At 68.6% G+C, this 14,224-nt stretch carries 13 protein-coding genes; 8 read left to right on the forward strand and 5 right to left on the reverse strand.

Going from position 1 to position 14,224, the window contains the following annotated elements:
* The first annotated feature begins 30 nt into the window (after positions 1–30).
* Together norM and fumC are read left to right on the forward strand one after the other, a co-directional pair.
* Positions 31–1,419, forward strand: a complete 1,389-nt coding sequence (gene norM, locus WS87_RS12655; RefSeq protein ID WP_059816127.1) for a multidrug efflux MATE transporter NorM — start codon at positions 31–33, stop codon at positions 1,417–1,419.
* A 142-nt stretch (positions 1,420–1,561) separates the two neighbouring features.
* Positions 1,562–2,956: a class II fumarate hydratase gene (gene fumC, locus WS87_RS12660; RefSeq protein WP_059702519.1), complete on the forward strand. Its 1,395-nt coding sequence runs from the start codon at positions 1,562–1,564 to the stop codon at positions 2,954–2,956.
* 56 nt (positions 2,957–3,012) lie between these two features.
* On the opposite strand, the gene WS87_RS12665 is transcribed toward fumC, so the two are convergent.
* Positions 3,013–3,525, reverse strand: a complete 513-nt coding sequence (locus WS87_RS12665) for an acyl-CoA thioesterase (RefSeq protein ID WP_014897688.1) — start codon at positions 3,523–3,525, stop codon at positions 3,013–3,015.
* Between the two features lie 145 nt (positions 3,526–3,670).
* Positions 3,671–3,811, reverse strand: coding sequence for a hypothetical protein (locus tag WS87_RS33970; protein WP_175915183.1), 141 nt, complete (start codon positions 3,809–3,811; stop codon positions 3,671–3,673).
* Positions 3,812–3,988: 177 nt separating this feature from the next.
* Here WS87_RS33970 and WS87_RS12670 point away from each other — a divergent pair, with 177 nt between their 5' ends.
* Together WS87_RS12670 and WS87_RS12675 are read left to right on the forward strand one after the other, a co-directional pair.
* The gene (locus tag WS87_RS12670; RefSeq protein ID WP_059523783.1) at positions 3,989–4,696 is read left to right on the forward strand and encodes an ArsR/SmtB family transcription factor; all 708 of its coding nucleotides are present in this window, start codon (positions 3,989–3,991) and stop codon (positions 4,694–4,696) included.
* Between the two features lie 162 nt (positions 4,697–4,858).
* Complete coding sequence (locus WS87_RS12675; protein ID WP_059816130.1) at positions 4,859–7,372, forward strand: DUF6600 domain-containing protein; 2,514 nt, start codon at positions 4,859–4,861, stop codon at positions 7,370–7,372.
* A gap of 25 nt (positions 7,373–7,397) precedes the next feature.
* On the opposite strand, the gene WS87_RS12680 is transcribed toward WS87_RS12675, so the two are convergent.
* Together WS87_RS12680 and WS87_RS12685 are read right to left on the reverse strand one after the other, a co-directional pair.
* A complete protein-coding gene (locus tag WS87_RS12680) occupies positions 7,398–8,369 on the reverse strand; it encodes a thymidylate synthase (RefSeq protein ID WP_059816398.1) in 972 nt (323 codons plus the stop codon).
* Between the two features lie 42 nt (positions 8,370–8,411).
* Positions 8,412–9,809, reverse strand: a complete 1,398-nt coding sequence (locus WS87_RS12685; RefSeq protein ID WP_059523787.1) for a sigma-54 dependent transcriptional regulator — start codon at positions 9,807–9,809, stop codon at positions 8,412–8,414.
* 608 nt (positions 9,810–10,417) lie between these two features.
* Here WS87_RS12685 and WS87_RS12690 point away from each other — a divergent pair.
* Positions 10,418–10,636 carry a hypothetical protein gene (locus tag WS87_RS12690; protein ID WP_236873186.1) on the forward strand — a complete coding sequence of 73 codons (219 nt, stop codon included), beginning with the start codon at positions 10,418–10,420 and terminating at the stop codon, positions 10,634–10,636.
* Between the two features lie 291 nt (positions 10,637–10,927).
* Positions 10,928–11,428: a dihydrofolate reductase gene (locus tag WS87_RS12695; protein WP_059816134.1), complete on the forward strand. Its 501-nt coding sequence runs from the start codon at positions 10,928–10,930 to the stop codon at positions 11,426–11,428.
* A gap of 83 nt (positions 11,429–11,511) precedes the next feature.
* Here WS87_RS12695 and pmbA read toward each other — a convergent pair whose 3' ends face one another.
* Entirely contained in the window at positions 11,512–12,882 is a 1,371-nt protein-coding gene (pmbA, locus tag WS87_RS12700) for a metalloprotease PmbA (RefSeq protein ID WP_059523791.1), read from the reverse strand.
* A gap of 128 nt (positions 12,883–13,010) precedes the next feature.
* Here pmbA and yjgA point away from each other — a divergent pair, with 128 nt between their 5' ends.
* Both yjgA and mog read left to right on the forward strand, forming a co-directional pair.
* Positions 13,011–13,616 carry a ribosome biogenesis factor YjgA gene (gene yjgA, locus WS87_RS12705; RefSeq protein WP_272482631.1) on the forward strand — a complete coding sequence of 202 codons (606 nt, stop codon included), beginning with the start codon at positions 13,011–13,013 and terminating at the stop codon, positions 13,614–13,616.
* Positions 13,600–14,217 (forward strand): molybdopterin adenylyltransferase, encoded by a 618-nt coding sequence (gene mog / locus WS87_RS12710; RefSeq protein ID WP_081259227.1) that lies wholly within the window; start codon positions 13,600–13,602, stop codon positions 14,215–14,217. The genes yjgA and mog overlap by 17 nt, the downstream gene beginning before the upstream one ends.
* The last annotated feature ends 7 nt before the right edge of the window (positions 14,218–14,224 follow it).

Genomic DNA, 14,224 nt, shown 5'->3' on the forward strand with positions numbered 1-14,224 from the left:
CGGGCCCGCACCCGCGCGAGCGCTCACTCCATGTCGCATTCCGGTCTCACGCGGACGGCCGCCGCGCCGCCGTCGCTGTCCAGCCATGCCGCCGATACCGCGCGCCTCGCCGCGCCGCTCGCGATCGCACAACTCTCGCAGATGGCGATGAGCGTCACCGACACGGTGCTGCTCGGCTCGCTCGGCCCCGATTCGCTCGCGGCAGGCGGCCTCGGCGCCAACTTCTTCTTCGTCATCGTGACCGTGCTGCAGGGCGTGCTGTCGTCGATCAGCGTGAGCGTCGCGCATGCGCGCGGCGCGCAGGCGGAACATCGCGTGCCGCACATCTACTGGACCGGCTTCGTGCTGTCCGTGCTGCTCGCGATTCCGGCGATCGTCGCGCTGTCGCTGTCCGAACCGATCCTGCTGATGTTCCACGAGCCGCCGACGCTCGCGCATCACGTCGGCGAGTACACCGGCATCTTGCGGTTCGCGGCGCTCGGCAGCCTGATCGGCGTCGGACTGATGCGCGCATTCCTGCCGGCGATCGGCGCCGCACGACGCCTCCTGTGGGTGTCGATCGGCGGCGTCGGCGTCAACGGCGTACTGAACTATGGGCTGATCCACGGCGCGTTCGGCTTGCCGCGGCTCGGTTTCCTCGGCTCGGCGGTCGCGACGACCATCACCATCTGGCTCACCGCGCTCGCGCTGATCTGGCTGCTGCACGGCCGCCAGCGGTTCCGTCATTTCGTGACCGCCGCCCGCCCGAAATTGCCGGTGATGGGCGAGCTGATCGGCATCGGCTGGCCCGTGGCGATCACGTACGGGGTCGAATCGACGCTCTTCCTCGCCACGGGCCTCACCATCGGCGTGCTCGGCGCGACGTCGCTGGCCGCGCACCAGATTGCGCTGAACGTCGCGTCGGTCGCGTTCATGGTGCCGCTTGCGATCGGCCAGGCCGCCAACGTGCGGGTCGGCTACTGGGTCGGCGCTGGCCAGCCGGTCGCCGCGCGGCATGCGGGCTTCGTCGCGCTCGGGCTCGGCGTCGCGTTCATGTCGCTGTCGGGGCTCGTGCTGATCGTCGCGCCGCATGCGATCGTCGGCCTGTATCTGCAACTCGACGACCCGGCCAACGCGGCGACCGTGTCGCTGGCCGCGTCGCTCCTCGGCATCGCCGCGGTGTTCCAGATCGTCGACGGCATGCAGACCGTCGGGTCGGGTGCACTGCGCGGGCTGCGGGACACGCGCATCCCGATGCTCGCGGCGACCTTCGGCTACTGGGGCATCGGTTTCCCGACCGGTTACTGGCTGGCGTTCCATGCCGGCCTCGGCGCGCGCGGCCTGTGGTGGGGGCTCGCGGCCGGCCTCGCGAGCGTCGCCGTGCTGATGGCCTGGCGCTTTCACCGGAAGACCGCGTCGCTCGTCGCGCCGACGCGTTGAGCTCGGCACGACGCGAAATCGCGGCCGGCGCTATGCTTGTCGGCTGAAGACCCAAGGACGCCGCGCCAGCGGCGCGACTGCCTCACGATACGCCAGACGCCGCGCCACGCGCGGCCTTTCCCCTTCCCAAGAGGAGTGCATCATGAACGAAGCAGTTCGGATGGAACGCGACACGTTCGGCGAGATCGCCGTGCCGGCCAACCGGCTCTGGGGCGCGCAGACGGAACGCTCGCTGCAGAATTTCCGGATCTCGACAGAGAAGCAGTCGCCCGAGCTGATCCACGCGCTCGCGATCGTCAAGCGCGCCGCGGCCGCCGTGAACCAGTCGCTCGGCGTGCTGGCCGACGACAAGGCGCGCGCGATCATCGACGCGGCCGACGAGATCATCGCGGGCAAGCATCCGCGCGAATTCCCGCTCGCGGTCTGGCAGACGGGCTCCGGCACGCAGACCAACATGAACCTCAACGAGGTGATCGCGAACCGGGCGAGCGAGTTGCTCGGCGGCGAGCGCGGCGAAGCACGCAAGGTCCACCCGAACGACGACGTGAACCGCGGCCAGTCGTCGAACGACGTGTTCCCGACCGCGATGCATGTCGCGGCCGCCTACGCGATCGTCAACCACCTGCTGCCCGCGCTGCGCACGCTGCGCGCGACGCTCGACGCGAAGTCGAAGGCTTTCGCCGACATCGTGAAGATCGGCCGCACGCACCTGCAGGACGCGACGCCGCTCACGCTCGGGCAGGAGTTTTCCGGCTATGTCGCGCAGCTCGACCAGGGCGTCCGGCACGTCGAATCGGCGCTGCCGCACCTGTACGAACTCGCGCTCGGCGGCACCGCCGTCGGCACGGGGCTGAACGCGCATCCGGAGTTCGCGGTGCGCGTGGCCGACGAGATCGGCCGGCTGACGAAGCTGCCGTTCGTGACCGCACCGAGCAAGTTCGAGGTGATGGCGGCCGCCGATGCGCTGGTGTTCGCGCACGGCGCGCTGAAGACGGTCGCGGCCGGCCTGATGAAGATCGCCAATGACGTCCGCTGGCTCGCGAGCGGGCCGCGCTGCGGGCTCGGCGAACTGTCGATTCCGGAAAACGAACCGGGCAGCTCGATCATGCCGGGCAAGGTGAACCCGACGCAGTCGGAAGCCGTGACGATGCTGTGCTGCCAGGTGTTCGGCAACGACGTCGCGGTCAACGTCGGCGGCGCCAGCGGCAATTTCGAGCTGAACGTGTTCCGGCCGATGATCGCGCACAACGTGCTGCAGTCGGTGCGGCTGCTCGCCGACGGCGCGCAGAGCTTCAACGACCACTGCGCGGTGGGCATCGAGCCGAACCGCGCGCGCATCGACCTGCTGCTGAACGAATCGCTGATGCTCGTGACGGCGCTCAATCCGCACATCGGCTACGACAAGGCCGCGCAGATCGCGAAGAAGGCGCACAAGGAAGGCACGACGCTGAAGGCCGCCGCGCTCGCGCTCGGCTACCTGACCGAGGCGGAATTCGACGCGTGGGTGCGCCCCGAAGAGATGATCGGAGCGCGGTGATCGCGGGGAGGTGACGCGATGACGGGCGCGGCACGCATGCGCGGCGCCCGTTGTCGTCAGACGGTGCCCTTCGCCACTTCCTCGGGCTTCATCTCGACGATCTTGTCGAGCGCGGCGCGCACGTCGGCCGCATATTTGGCGAGCACCTTCTGCTCGTCGGTCTCGGGCACGAACGGCGGCACCGGCACCGGGTTGCCGTTCTCGTCGACCGCGACGAACACGACGAGGCAATCGGTCGTCTGGCGCAACACGCCGCCCTTCGGATCGCCGGCATGCACGGACACATGGATGTGCATGCTGGTGCGCCCCGTCGCGACGACGCGCGCCTTCAGTTCGACCAGGTTGCCGACGAGAATCGGACGCTGGAAGCGGATGTTGCCAACGCTGACCGTCACGCAATAGCGGCTCGACCAGACCGCCGCACACGCATACGCGACCTCGTCGATCCACTTCATCAACGCGCCGCCATGCACCTTGCCGCCGAAGTTCACGGACGACGGCTCGGCGAGGAAGCGGAATACGGTTTCGGTGCGGTCGAGGGCGGCCGGTACGGGGGACGGTTGGGACATCGTGGTAGCTCCAGGCGGCGGGGGCACTGCAATCGGCGCATTATACGTTGCACTGCGGCAACACGTCGCGGCACCCGCCGCGCGGCCGCGACGGCACGCCCGCCGCGCACGCTGAGCCGGCGTCGGCGCCGGAAATCGGCGCTCGTCAGCGGCGCACCGTGATGCCCTGGTCGATCGTCCCGTACATCTCGAGGCTGCCGCCCCGCGCGCCGGCGGCGCCCGCGCCGCCCTGCGCACAGGCCGCGCAGAGGAGCGCGGCCGCCAACAGACAGAAAATCGTCTTCATCGTTGCATCGTGTCGCATCCGGCGGCCCACTGCCGCCGCGTCGGGTCATTCTACGCGCGCGCGGCCGGCGGACGCGGGTCGCGCACCGCCCCGCCGCATCCGACATTTCATCCGAATGCGAAACATCGGATGCGCGCAGCGCCTACACTGCAGTCATTCCGCTGACGAGACACGACGATGACCGATCAAGACGACCACCACTTTCCAGGCCTGAGCCGGATCGGCGCACTGATCGCCGATCCGGGGCGCGCCGCGATGCTGTGGGTGCTGATGGACGGCAGCGCGCGGCCGGCCGGCGAACTGACGATGATCGCGGGGCTGTCGCCGTCCGCGGCGAGCGCGCACCTTGCGCGCCTGACCGAAGGTGGCCTGCTCGCGCTCGACGTGCGTGGCCGGCACCGCTACTACCGGCTCGCGTCGGCCGACATCGCGGCGTCGCTCGAGGCACTCGCGAACGTGGCCCGCGCGGCCGCGCCGAACCGTCCGGTGCCGCCGCCGTCGCGCACGGTGCCGGCCGAACTGCGCTACGCGCGCACCTGCTACGACCACATGGCCGGCGAACTCGCGGTCCGCATCTTCGACGGGCTCACCGCGCGCGGCTGGCTGCAGGCGGACGGCGACGCGATCGAGGCCACCGAGCTCGGCACGCAAGCGCTCGCGCGCTGGGGCATCGACGTCGCACAGCAGCGCACGCGCCGCCGCCGTTTCGCATGCGGCTGTCTCGACTGGAGCGAGCGCCGCCCGCATCTCGGCGGCGCGCTGGGCGCGGCACTCCTCGACAGCTTCTGCGCGCACGGCTGGATCGAGCGTGCCGCGCGGCCGCGCGTGCTGCGCGTCACCGTGCCCGGACAGCAGATTTTCGACGACTGGCTTACGTCCGCTTGACGCGCACATTGCGACCGGACGACAACGGCGCGCGATGGACAGGTTTTGTTACATCGCGTGCCATTAGACTTACAAAACACCGAGCACTGAAACAGGCCGAGCGGATATTGTGAACTCAACGGCACGAATCGACGCGCCGCGATAACGACGAAGACGCTCATCATGGCCTCCCTGTTCACGCTCAAGCGAACCGCCCACTGCACGCTGCTCGCGTTCGCCACGCTGGCGACCCTGCCCTCCGCATTCGCGCAAGCGACACAGGCCGCGGCGTATGCGGCCGCCGCCCGACAGCCGGGCGGCGATCCGCCGAGCCGCGTCGCACGGCTCAACTACATGTCGGGTGCCGTGACGACGGAGCCCGCCGGCACCGATATCTGGTCGTACGCCGCCGTGAACCGGCCGCTGACGACCGGCGACCAGCTGTGGAACGATGCCGGCGCGCGCTCGGAGCTGCACATCGGCTCGACCGCGGTGCGTCTCGGCGAATCGACGAGCCTGTCGGTCCTGAACCTCGACGACAATACGACGCAGCTGAAGGTCGGGCTCGGCACCGTGTCGACGCACGTGCGCGATCTGCCGCCGGGCGGAGCCTACGAAATCGATACGCCCAATCTCGCGCTCGGCGTCACGGGCCCCGGCGACTATCGCGTCGATGTCGCGCCGAATGGCGAGACGACGACGGTCACCGTCCGCAGCGGCAGCGCGACCGTCTACGGCAGCAACGGGCAGTATCCGCTGTCGCCCGGGCAGCAGGTCGTGTTCACCGGCACCGACCTGCAGGTCGCGCAGCAATCGGCCGCACCGGCCCCCGACGCGCTCGACCAGTGGGCCGCCGGCCGCGATGCGGCCGAGCAGCGCTCGGTGTCGGCCCGCTACGTATCGCGCGACGTTCCCGGCTATCAGGACCTCGACGCGAACGGTACTTGGCGCGAAACGCCGAATTACGGCAACGTCTGGGTGCCGAACGACACGCCGGCCGACTGGGCGCCGTATCACGACGGTCACTGGATCTGGCAGGCGCCGTGGGGCTGGACGTGGGTCGACGATGCACCGTGGGGCTTCGCGCCTTATCACTACGGCCGCTGGGCCTATGTCGACGACAGCTGGGCGTGGGTGCCCGGCCCGATGGTCGTCAGTCAGCCGCCCGTCTACGCGCCGGCGCTCGTCGCGTTCGTGGGTGGAGGCGGCGGTCCCGACTGGAGCGTCGCGCTGACGGTCGGCGGCGTCGCCGCGGCCGGCTGCGCGTGGTTCGCACTCGGCCCGGGCGAACCCTGGCATCCCGGCTGGGGCGGCTGGAGCCCGCATTACTACGATCGCGTGAACCGGAACATCGTGGTCAACAACGTGACGGTCAACAAGACCGTGAACGTGACGAACATCAACAACGTCACCAACATCACGAACATCAACAAGACGTACGTGAACTTCCGGGCGCCGCATGCGATCACGGCCGTGCCGGCATCCGCGTTCGTGCACGGTCAGCCGGTCGCCCACTTCTCGCAGCGCGTCGATCCGCAGCAATGGCGCAATGCGCACGTGATGCCGGGCACCCCCGGCATCGCGCCGGTACGCCAGAGCTTTACCGGCGGACTGCGCACGGCCAGCTACCGCCCGCCGGCGGCGATCGGACAGCACACGTTCGTCGCGACGCGCAATCCGGCGGTGCCGGCCGCGTATCGCGACCAGGCGGCCGCGCATCTCGCCCGGCAAGGCGGGCGCGTGCCGGGCGCGGGCGCGCCCGTCGCGAGGACGAATGTGCCGGCCGACTATACGGCTCGCCCGGTCCGCGTTCCGGGCAATCCGAAAGCCGGTGCATGGGCGATGCGCAACGTGCAGCTCGTGAATCCGCACGGTCCCGTCGTGCAACCGGCGCACGCGCCGCGCGACGGGCAGCCCGCTCCGGCACAGGCCGCACGGCCGGGTGCGCCGATGCCGATCATGCCGAATGGCGCGCGGCCGATGAACGGCGAAGGCCCCAATGCGCCGCGTGTCGCGAACGGCGCCACGCCGCAGGCGCCGGGCAATCCGGCTCCGCATCAGGCGCCCGGCGCCGGAAGTGGCGTCCCGCACCCGCCGACGGCCGTCAACGCGCCGACCGGGCACGACAACACGCACGCTGCCGCGGCGCCCGCGTGGATGCAGCCGCATACGCCGATGGAACGTCAGCGCCCGACGCCGCCGACGGCACTCCACGCAGCCGGACAGAATGCACTGCCGCCCGTGCGCAGTGCGGCGGCGGTCCCACATCCGGAAGCCGCGCACGGCACGCAACCCGATGCGCGGCAGGAAACGCCGCGCGCGTTACCGCAACCACGAATCGATACGACCACGCAGATTCCGCAGCCACGTCCGCGTCCTGACTTCGCGGCACCGGCCCAGCATGCGCAGCCGCGGCCCGAGCGGGCGACCCCGACACCGCAACCGCGCCCCGAATACGCGCAACCGGCACCGCGGCGCGAGGTCGCGCCGCCGCGCGTGAACGAGTACCGCCCGCCCGCGCCGGCCGTGCACGACATGCCGCGGCCGCAGCCGCAGCCGCAGGCGCCGCGCATGGAGCCGCGGCCGTCGATGCCCGCGCCGCACATGGAACCGCGGCCGCAACCGGCGCCGCACGTCGAGGCGCCGCGCCCGAGCAATCCGCCGCCCGGCGGCCACGAGGAGCGGCACCGCCAGTAACCGCGCCGCCATCGAACGCCGGGGCTCAGACCGCCATCGGCGCGGTCAGCGGCTCATGATGCCGGTAGCCGACGAGCGAGAAGTCGGACGGCTCGATCTGCTCGAGCCATTCGGGTGCATAAACGCCCGTCTTCGCATAGTCCGGCACGCGCTCAGCGATCTCGAGCCGCGGGCTGTCGTACGGTTCGCGCGTGAGCTGCTGCTGCAGCATGTCGAGCTGGTTCTCGTAGATGTGCGCGTCACCGATGAAGTACGTGAACCAGCGCGGCGTGTAACCCGTCAGCCGGCCGACGAGCGACAGCAGCGCGGCCCCTTCCGTCAGGTTGAACGGCGTGCCGAGCCCGACGTCGTTGCTGCGGATGTACAGGCACAACGAAATTTCGCGCTTCGTGACGTTCGGCAGGAATTGGTACAGCAGATGGCACGCGGGCAGCGCGATCTGGTCGAGTACGGCCGGATTCCACGCGTGAAACAGGATGCGGCGATCGGCCGGGTTCTCCATGATCGTGTCGAGACACTGGCGCAACTGGTCGATCGCCTTGTACAGCAGCACCTTCGGCGCACCGTCCTCGTCGAAGCGCGTGACGATCCGGAAACCGCGGCGCGTCGCGTCGGCGATCTGCGCGTCGGCGTCCGCGTCGAGCACCTTGTAGCCGGGCCACTGGCGCCATTGCACGCCGTACACGTCGCCCAGGTCGTCGACGCCCTGGCGGTACGGGTTCGCGAGCCACTGCGCATTGTCGTTCGCGTTCGCGTCCCACACCTTGCAGCCGAGTGCGCGGAAATCGGCCGCACTGCGCGATGCCCGCAGGAAGCCGACCAGTTCGCCGATCGCGGACTTGAACGCGAGCTTCTTGGTCGTCACGGCCGGGAAACCTTGCTGCAGGTCGAACCGCAGCATCGCACCGGGCATGCTGATGGTGCGGATGCCCGTGCGGTTCTCCTGCCAGGTGCCGGTGTCGAGGATGGTGCGAACGAGGTCGAGGTACTGTTTCATGCGGGTTCCTTCGGCCGCGAGGGCGGCCGTCACCCGCCAATTTTAGCAAGCGTGACGCGGAACCTCCGGCAACGGTGCCGAAAACCCTCCCAGCGGGTCGCTGCGATCGCGCATGCCATGCGCGCACATCAGCCGGTACAACGTGACGCGCGACACACCGAGTTCGCGCGCCGCATCGGCGAAACGGCCGCGGTGGCGCAGCAGCGCCTGCTCGATCGCCTGCCGTTCGGCCGCTTCCCGCGCCTCGGTGAGCGAGACGGGCGCCAGGATCGCGAATTCGTTGAGCTCGAGATCGGCCGCGGTAATCATCCGGCCCTCCGACATCACGATTGCGCGGCGCACGCGATTGATCAGCTCGCGCACGTTGCCGGGCCACGAATAACCGTACAGTGCGGCGATCGCGTCCGGCGAGAAACCGCGCAGACGGCGATGCGCATCGCCCTTGAAACGCTCGAGCATGTGGCGCGCCAGCAGCTCGATGTCCTTGCCGCGCGCGCGCAGCGGCGGCTCCTCGATCTTCAGCACGCACAGCCGATGGAACAGATCCTCGCGGAACCGCCCGTCGCGCAGCGCCGCTTCCATGTCCACGTGCGTCGCGCAGATCACGCGCACGTCGACCGGCACCGACACATGCGCGCCGAGCCGCTCGATCTTGCCTTCCTGCAGGAATCGCAGCAGGCTCGCCTGGCTCTCGAGCGGCAGGTCGCCGATCTCGTCGAGAAACAGCGTGCCGCCGTTCGCGGCCTCGACGCGGCCGATCTTGCGCTGATTCGCGCCCGTAAAAGCACCGCGCTCGTAGCCGAACAGTTCGGCTTGCAGCAGCGTCGACGGAATCGCACCGCAATTGATCGCGACGAATGGCGCCTGCGCGCGCGCCGAGCGCTCGTGGATCGCAACGGCCGTCAGTTCCTTGCCGGTACCCGATTCGCCGGAGATGAACACCGGTGCATCGGTCGTGGCGACGCGCCGGATGGTCCTGAAGAGCCCGAGCATCGCGTCGCAGGTGCCGACCATCTCGCCTTCGGCGCGCCCGGCGCCGACGGGCGACGCCACCGGGTCGGTCAGCGCGACCATGCCGTGCGCATGGCCGATGGTCTCGACGATGCGCGACGCCTCGTACGGCATCGTCACGTAGTCGAAGCAATAGTCGCGAATGAGATGTCGCAGCGTGGCGTCCTGCAACTGCCCACGCCGGGTCGCCGCGATCCAGCCGATTTGCTGGATGCTCAAGCACGTTTCGAGTTCGCGCAGATCCGCGGGCCGAAAACCCGGTGAGAAATCGAGCAGGCCGGCGGTTGCCACACCGTGCTGCACGACACGCCGCACGTCGCGTGCGCTTTCCGCAAGATCGACGCGCCACCCGCATTCGTCGAAATGCCCGCGCAACGCGTCGTTCGGCTCGCGCGAGAAATAGATCACATGCCGCTGCTCGGCTCCCATATGCCCACCCCGTTCATCAACCGTCTAACGATTGCCGTACACGCCAAGTCACGTGCAAAAGGATCGAACCGGGTCAGCCGAAGCGGCTCGATTCGCCATGCCGATGCGCGGCGGCGACCAGCCTCGCATGATGGCGCTTATCTCGCGTCCAGTTATTTTTTGGTCACGACGGCTTAGTTATAGGCGCTGAATACGACAAACCAATTGCAGCGCAAAGGGGCGAGCGGCCGAATCGCTCAATGGTCGACGTTTATCAATCATCTGCACATAGCACACGCGCAGCGACGCGTACCTGCATCGACACACGCGCAGATTTTCATCCTTGAAGCGTTTTGATTGAATCCGCAGTATTCCCAAGCCCCGTCGTTTCACGCCTGAAACATTTCCCGGCGTTTTCGATTGCGATTCGTGACGCTCCCCCGCAAATCGCAGACGCGACAATGCTCTTCGCCCGATGGCATGCATTTCGCTGAATGTGCAACGGATCGGAGAAGGCGGCCATGCGAACACTTTTTTCACGGTCTTGCGTGCAGATGACGATTGCGTTTGCGCTCGCGTGCCCGTTCATGCCGGCACGCTCGGAAGAAGGCGCGCGGCCCGAACGCGCGATGCTGCTTGCCGATAACGCGCCGCGCATGCAACAGGACAACCGCGTCGGTATCGTGCCGATCGCCGCACCCAAACCGCGTTCGTCGGGCAACACATGGGTGACGCTGTGGGACGAGCTCGCCCCGCCTGCTCCGCTGCCGATCCCGATTCCTGTTCCGCTTCCCGGCAACGCGCAACATGCGATGGAGGGAAACACCGGAAACCGCATGCATCGATAATCCGCTCACGACGCCACATGCCGCTCAATCGATGAGGATTACAGATCGAGTGGGATGAATCAGGCCGTTTCACGCAGCGTCGATATCTCGACGCGAACCGTTTTTTGTGTCCGTCCCCCGGCGGGCACTCTTTTTATTCTGGACATCACGGCGCAAAGGCCGCACCTCGTCGCCGACGAGGCGCGGCGGACCGAACACCGCCAATGCGCCCGCGCGCCCACATCGATGCGGTCGCGCGCCGCCATTCCGGTAGAATCGGCGCCATTCCGGTTCTCCTCTTCCCCGACCTTCATGACGACGTTGACCCTGATCGTCGCGCGCGCCCGCAACGGCATCATCGGCCGCGACAACCAGTTGCCCTGGAAACTTCCCGAGGACCTCGCGTTCTTCAAGCGCACGACGATGGGCGCGCCGATCGTGATGGGCCGCAAGACCCACGAGTCGATCGGTCGGCCGCTGCCGGGCCGCCGCAATATCGTCGTCACGCGCGACGCAACGCGCCGCTTCGACGGCTGCGACACCGTCACGTCCCTCGCCGATGCGCTCGCGCTCGCCGCGCGCGACGGCGTCGCCGAAGCATTCCTGATCGGCGGCGCACAGCTCTATGCGGAAGGCCTGGAGCTCGCCGACAAGCTGGTCGTCACCGAAATCGACGCGGACTTCGACGGCGATGCGTCGTTCCCGGCGCCCGATCCCGCGCACTGGCACGAAGTGTCGCGCGACCCGCACCAGGCCGCCGCGCCGAACACGTTCGGCTATGCGTTCGTCGTCTACGCGCGCAAGCGCGGCTGACACGCGACCCACGACAAAAAGCCCGACCGGCGCATCCACGCCGGTCGGGCTTTTTTGTTTCCTGGCGGCCGACGCCGCGCCGTTTACTGCCCGGCGATCGTCATCTGCTCGATCAGCACCGAGCCCGTTTCCTTCGTACCGCGCACGATCGAATCCGCACCGATCGCGACGATATGCCGGAACATCTCCTGCAACGTGCTCGCGACGGTGATTTCCTCGACCGGATACTGGATCACGCCGTTCTCGACCCAGAAGCCAGCCGCGCCGCGCGAATAATCGCCGGTCACGTAGTTCACGCCCTGCCCCATCAGCTCGGTCAACAGCAGGCCCGTGCCGAGCTTCTTCAGCATCGCGTCGAAATCGTCGCCCGGCTGCGTGTTCGAACTGCGCAGCGCGAGGTTGTGCGAGCCGCCCGCGTTGCCGGTCGTCTGCGTGCCGAGCTTGCGCGCCGAATAGGTCGACAGGAAGTAGCCTTCGACGACGCCGTCGCTGACGACGCTGCGCGCACGCGTGCGCACGCCTTCCTCGTCGAACGGCGCGCTGCCCATCGCACGCGGCACGTGCGGATCCTCGACGACCTGCACGTGCGGCGCGAACACCGGCTTGCCGAGGCTGTCGACGAGGAACGACGTCTTGCGGTACAGCGCGCCGCCGCTGACGGCCTGCACGAATGCGCCGAGCAGGCCGGCCGCGAGCGGCGCCTCGAACAGCACGGGCACCTTGCGGGTGTCGAGACGGCGCGCGCCCATCCGCGCCAGCGCACGCTCGGCCGCATAGCGCCCGACGGCTTCCGGCGCAGCGAGGTCGACCGCGCTGCGCTTCGACGAATACCAGTCGTCCCGCTGCATGTGGCGGCCGGTGCCCGCGATCGGCGCACATGCGATGTAGTGGCGCGAGTACGGGTAGCCGGCGAGGAAGCCGCGCGACGTCGCGAGCACGAACTGCGAATGCTGTGCCGACACGCTCGCGCCTTCCGAGTTGCGGATCTGCGGGCTGACCGCGAACGCGGCGTCTTCCGCGCGGCGGGCGAGCTCGACGGCCTCGTCGGCCGTCAGCGCCCACGGGTGGTAGAGATCGAGGTCGCGCGGGTCGGTTTCGAGCAGCTCGGCCTCGGCGAGGCCGGCCGCGTCGTCCTCGGCCGTGAAGCGCGCGATGTTGTACGCCGCGGCGACAGTATCCTTGATCGCGGCCGGCGAGAAATCCGACGTGCTCGCGTTGCCGCGCTTCTTGCCGATGAACACCGTCACGCCGACCATCTTGTCGCGGTTGTGTTCGATCGTCTCGACCTCGCCGCGGCGCACCGACACCGACAGGCCGTCGCCTTCGGAGATTTCGGTCGCGGCGTCCGTCGCGCCGAGTGCCTTCGCATGGCGAAGGATGTCCGAGGCAATTTCTTTGAGCTGGTCCTGCGTGTGCGGGAAATAGCGCGCTTGTACGTCGAGATTGGCTGCCATCGTCGTGATATCCGGTGGCGGGCGAGCCGCCCGCATGTTCAAAATGTTGCGTATCCCGCGATCATAGCAAGGTCCGGGGCCACATACCGACAAGCTTGGGGTGTCCGCGCCGCGATACAATGCCGCCCATGACACGCAAAACCCGAATCCAGCCGATCGAGCACGCCGACGACGACGTCGGCAATGGCTACGATCGCCCCAGCAAATCCCAGTTGAAACGCGAGATGCACGCGCTGCAGGAGCTCGGCCAGGCCCTGGTCGACCTGCCGAAGGACGCGCTCAAGCGCATGCCGATGCCCGAGGACCTCGCCGACGCCGTGCGCGAGGCGCGCCGGATCACCGACCACGAAGGCAAGCGCCGCCAGCTCCAGTACGTCGGCCGCGTGATGCGCTCGCTGACGGACGAGGAAACGGCCGCGCTGCGCACCGCGCTGGACGCCCAGCGAGGCGTGAACAAGGCTGCGACCGCTCGCCTGCACTGGATCGAGCGCACGCGCGAACAGCTGCTCGCCAGCGACGACGCGCTGACCGAATTCCTCCGCCAGCACCCCGAAGCCGACATCCAGGAAGGCCGCATGCTGATCCGCAACGCACGCAAGGAAGCGCAGCAAGGCAAGCCGCCGCGCTATTTCCGCGAGCTGTTCCAGTGGATCAAGACCGCGAGCGGTACGGACGAGGCCGACGCAGACGAAGCGCCGGACCAAGCCGGAGACGACCATGACGACGAAGCGTAACCACCCGGACGAGCTCGTGGTCGGCCTCGTGTCGATCAGCGACCGCGCCAGCACGGGCGTTTATGAGGACAAGGGCATTCCGGCGCTGCAGGAATGGCTCGCCGGCGCATTGCGCTCGCCGTGGCGCGCCGAAACCCGGCTGATCCAGGACGACGCGCCGACGATCTCCGCCACGCTGGCAGAACTCGTCGACGTCGCGGGTTGCGATCTGGTGCTGACGACCGGCGGCACCGGCCCCGCGCGGCGCGACGTGACGCCGGAGGCCACGCTGGCCGTTGCGACGAAGGAAATGCCGGGATTCGGCGAACAGATGCGGCAGATCAGCCTGAATTTCGTGCCGACCGCGATCCTGTCGCGGCAGGTCGCGGTGATCCGCGAGACGGCCGACCACGCGGCGCTGATCATCAACCTGCCCGGCCAGCCGAAGTCGATCCGGGAAACGCTCGAAGGGCTGCGCGACGCCGACGGCAAGTCGACCGTGCCCGGCATCTTCGCGGCTGTACCCTACTGCATCGACCTGATCGGCGGCCCGTACATCGAGACCGACGCCGCGGTGGTCGCGGCGTTCCGGCCGAAGAGCGCGCAACGCGCGCCGCGCTGAGCGCGTG

The organism is Burkholderia sp. MSMB0856 (assembly GCF_001524645.2).
In the GTDB taxonomy this organism is placed as follows: domain Bacteria; phylum Pseudomonadota; class Gammaproteobacteria; order Burkholderiales; family Burkholderiaceae; genus Burkholderia; species Burkholderia diffusa.

Bases quoted from the DNA above. Each gene is read 5' to 3' on its own strand.
- WS87_RS12690 (WP_236873186.1), top strand. From the start codon at position 10,418: ATGCTGCTTGCCGATAACGCGCCGCGCATGCAACAGGACAACCGCGTC.
- WS87_RS12685 (WP_059523787.1), bottom strand. From the start codon at position 9,809: ATGGGAGCCGAGCAGCGGCATGTGATCTATTTCTCGCGCGAGCCGAAC.
- WS87_RS12695 (WP_059816134.1), top strand. From the start codon at position 10,928: ATGACGACGTTGACCCTGATCGTCGCGCGCGCCCGCAACGGCATCATC.
- WS87_RS12665 (WP_014897688.1), bottom strand. From the start codon at position 3,525: ATGTCCCAACCGTCCCCCGTACCGGCCGCCCTCGACCGCACCGAAACC.
- WS87_RS12680 (WP_059816398.1), bottom strand. From the start codon at position 8,369: ATGAAACAGTACCTCGACCTCGTTCGCACCATCCTCGACACCGGCACC.
- fumC (WP_059702519.1), top strand. From the start codon at position 1,562: ATGAACGAAGCAGTTCGGATGGAACGCGACACGTTCGGCGAGATCGCC.
- mog (WP_081259227.1), top strand. From the start codon at position 13,600: ATGACGACGAAGCGTAACCACCCGGACGAGCTCGTGGTCGGCCTCGTG.
- pmbA (WP_059523791.1), bottom strand. From the start codon at position 12,882: ATGGCAGCCAATCTCGACGTACAAGCGCGCTATTTCCCGCACACGCAG.
- WS87_RS33970 (WP_175915183.1), bottom strand. From the start codon at position 3,811: ATGAAGACGATTTTCTGTCTGTTGGCGGCCGCGCTCCTCTGCGCGGCC.
- yjgA (WP_272482631.1), top strand. From the start codon at position 13,011: ATGACACGCAAAACCCGAATCCAGCCGATCGAGCACGCCGACGACGAC.
- WS87_RS12670 (WP_059523783.1), top strand. From the start codon at position 3,989: ATGACCGATCAAGACGACCACCACTTTCCAGGCCTGAGCCGGATCGGC.
- WS87_RS12675 (WP_059816130.1), top strand. From the start codon at position 4,859: ATGGCCTCCCTGTTCACGCTCAAGCGAACCGCCCACTGCACGCTGCTC.
- norM (WP_059816127.1), top strand. From the start codon at position 31: ATGTCGCATTCCGGTCTCACGCGGACGGCCGCCGCGCCGCCGTCGCTG.